This window comes from Silvanigrella sp., assembly GCF_044369315.1.
Classification (GTDB): Bacteria; Bdellovibrionota_B; Oligoflexia; order Silvanigrellales; family Silvanigrellaceae; genus Silvanigrella.
Map to the genome: position 1 here is coordinate 1 of NZ_JBIPMD010000302.1, position 3,330 is coordinate 3,330.

Below are 3,330 nucleotides of genomic sequence, written 5' to 3' on the forward strand. Positions count from 1 at the left end.
ATTCAAAAGATGATATAGAAATTAACAATGAAAAAAGTAATTTTGAAATTCCGAACAAAGGAACTTGTGATATTACATTGAAAAAATTTACAATATCTAATGATATCCATTATGATCTCGTAGAGGATAAAGTTTTATTCAAAACAGAAGCAAATCCTGACCCTAAGGAAAGAGCAAATATTAAAGTTCAAGCTGCAGAAAACCTTTTATACAAAAATGAATTAAAAAATTATTCTGCGTTTTTATCAGCAAATATTATAAACAACCTGATAATCATTCATATATCTGAATTCAGGGGAATAAAACCTAATTAAATGAATAATATTGACTTCTAGAAAAAATAAAATTTAAATGTAACATAAATAACATGGAGAAAGAGTTAGAATGAATCAATTAATAAAGTTTGGAATTTATGGAATCACTTCATTAGCATTTATTAGCTGTGGTGTTTCTAAAATGGAAGGTAAAAATAAACAAAAAAATGGCAATCAATATAATGGAGAAATGCTTAAAATTAATTTTTCAGCAAATCAAAATATAGATAGTGTAAAAGTTGCAAATTTACCTGTTTCTTTAGATATAAATTGTCCTGATACAAATTATAAAAATGACAAAATAGAATTAAAATTAGATGAGAGTAGTTCAAATAATACAATTGAATTGCCTGCAAAATCTAAGTGTGACATTACAATAAATAGATTTATACATGGTGAAAATATTTATCAAATTCCAAAAGCAGATAAAAGTGGGTATATTATTAAATCCTCTGTAGGAACCGATCAAAAGGTGAATTTAACTTTTCCTGGTGAAAAAATGTTTATAGCAAATGAGGATGATAAAGATAAAAAATCATCTTCTATATATTTAGCAGCAACACAAATTAAAGTTAATGATGTTCCTTTTATTAAAATTTTTATTTCTAAATTTGCTGGAATAGCTTCAGCAAGTATTTCTGATGCAGATACTTCATTATATACTTTATCAACTAATCATCCTAAAGAAGTAGATATCACGGAATTAGATTTTAAATTAGTAAGAAGATTTTTAAATAGAGATATTCAATATAAATTAGTTTTAAATAAAGACAAATTAAATGATAAAAGATGGTCTGAAAATTGTAAGTTTGTAAAAAATACAAAAGATTCAATTACTATTTCTGAAAATTCTAATATTGATGCTATTAAAAAAGCTTATGATGGTGGAACTAATTGCTCAAATCTCAATGATATTATTAATACAGAAAACAATTGGAACGTTAATATAGACAATGAATATTTCTTTATTTTTGCATCAGAACTACAAGAAGGGCAAAAAATTCCTCGCTTTACAGTTATTCCAATTCAGTCAAGAAATGAAATTGAAATTGAATATTTAGAAAAAGATCTAAATACAAATGAAAGTGTAATAAAAGGTATTCCAGATAGGTTAAAAAAATATACAGATCCTTGTGATATAAAAGCCAATATTGCTATATTAAAAATTGATTTAAATAAAGTTGACGAATTTATTACTCGATTTGAAAATTTTAAAATTTTAGAAAAATCAAAAAACTTTGAAAAATATAAAAATCTCCAAGAAAAATTTGAAAGTTTAAAGTCAGAAAAAAATAAATTAAAATCTGAAGTAAATCAAGTTGAAGAAGCTTTCAAAACTAAAGTTTGTAACTAAAAATTATATAAACCCCTAACTCACCTACCCCTTCATTTCCCAATAAAGAACAATGGCATCGGGTTCAAATAAACTATACTTCGAGTTGCTTTGGGAAATGACAAGTGTGTTGTCATTTAAAGCCTGATCTGGTGCAAGTTTTACATTAAAAAATAAGTATTCATTTTTTAAATTAATCTCAATATCTGCATGCTCATGTTTTCGTTCATAGCCTAAACTGCGTTTTTCAATCATAAAATGATATTCATTTTTTTCACAAATAAGAGAAGCATGAAGCCATTCCATTAATTGAGCATCTGAAACACGAGCAGGTTTTTTAAGAGCAATTTTGTAAATTGAGGAGTTTTGTTTTGGAAGTTTTAAATAATACAAATTATCTTTTTTGGTAAATAAATATAACTTATATTTTTCAGAAATTTCTTTATTTAAAATTTCATTCATAAGATCCATTAATGAAGTAAAATACTCTTCAATATTTAAATATTTAAAATCAGGTAATTTAGGTAAATTGATATTGGTGTTAATTGAAATAACATTTGCAAATATTTTATTCAAAGTTAAATAAAAATCTTTGGGTAAAATATGATCTTCATTTAATACCTGTTCCATCATATTTAATGAATTAGATAGATGCTTAATTTTTATAAAATGGTCGTGATATTTTTTTGGATTAAGCTCACTTTTGTTATCTTCAATATCTTTTTTAACCATGAGAAATTTATTATTGATAAGTTCCATTGAACTTTCTAATTTTGCAATAATTTTTTGGTCGGTTTTTATATTAAAAACAGGTGGATTATAATCATCTAATTCTAAGCCGTTTTTACTTAATTTCAATTTTGCAATTGGCAAAAATCCACAATTTGTGGGAGGTGTATTTGCAACAACAAGATTGATATTTTTTTCAGTTGTATAAATACTATTTTCTGAATTGATACATTCTCTAATAAAGTGCTTTTGATTTGGTAAATAATATTGCATATTATCAGAATCAAGATAATAGTCTTGAATTGTAATAAAAATATAAGATCCATCGTTTTCTAATGAATTTAATGTTTTTATATCAATAGAGTAAAATAATTGACTTGTTGCTTTATGATAATATTCGGAGCCATTTGAAAAAATGCACTCAATTTCAGAGACTTTAAAAATACCTTTTCTTAAAGCATTTTTATCAATTTCTAATTTAATAATTCCAAAATTTTCTGGTTTTAATAAGTTATAACGCATTTCATTTAAAATTTCAGTTCTTTTAAATAATTCAAATACAGATTTTTCGGTAATTGTATCGGAATTTTCTATTTTTATAAGTTTTGGTGAAGATAAAGTATTTGTTATCATATCTATTTCCTTTAGTAATAATAAATACAAATCTAATTTAAATTAAGACTTGTAATTTTATTATGATTTAGCATTTTTTAAAAAATAAAGAAAAGATATTAGAAAAAAATTAAAGGACACCCATTTTTAATTGAAAACGCCCAGGATCAAATTCAAATTTTGGTTCTTGAACTTGCACATCGATATAGGAAGTTGTGATCTTCCCCCAATTTTATAGACACAATTAACCGACCTTTTTCATTGGTCTAGTTATTTCAAATATAACTGGAGACAGATATCCATTCGACGAATGCTTTCTAACACGATTGTAGTAAACTTCAA

At 24.6% G+C, this 3,330-nt stretch carries 3 protein-coding genes; 2 read left to right on the forward strand and 1 reads right to left on the reverse strand.

Features of this window, described 5'->3' with window-relative positions:
* Positions 1-314: hypothetical protein (locus tag ACIQ56_RS15850; RefSeq protein ID WP_397602009.1), on the forward strand; the 314-nt coding region annotated here is incomplete at its 5' end.
* Positions 315-384: 70 nt separating this feature from the next.
* On the forward strand, positions 385-1,668 hold the full coding sequence (locus tag ACIQ56_RS15855) for a hypothetical protein (RefSeq protein ID WP_397602010.1): 1,284 nt from the start codon (positions 385-387) through the stop codon (positions 1,666-1,668).
* Positions 1,669-1,692: 24 nt separating this feature from the next.
* Here ACIQ56_RS15855 and tssK read toward each other — a convergent pair whose 3' ends face one another.
* Complete coding sequence (tssK, locus tag ACIQ56_RS15860; protein WP_397602011.1) at positions 1,693-3,009, reverse strand: type VI secretion system baseplate subunit TssK; 1,317 nt, start codon at positions 3,007-3,009, stop codon at positions 1,693-1,695.
* Positions 3,010-3,330 lie beyond the last annotated feature (321 nt).

Bases quoted from the DNA above. Each gene is read 5' to 3' on its own strand.
- ACIQ56_RS15855 (WP_397602010.1), top strand. From the start codon at position 385: ATGAATCAATTAATAAAGTTTGGAATTTATGGAATCACTTCATTAGCA.
- tssK (WP_397602011.1), bottom strand. From the start codon at position 3,009: ATGATAACAAATACTTTATCTTCACCAAAACTTATAAAAATAGAAAAT.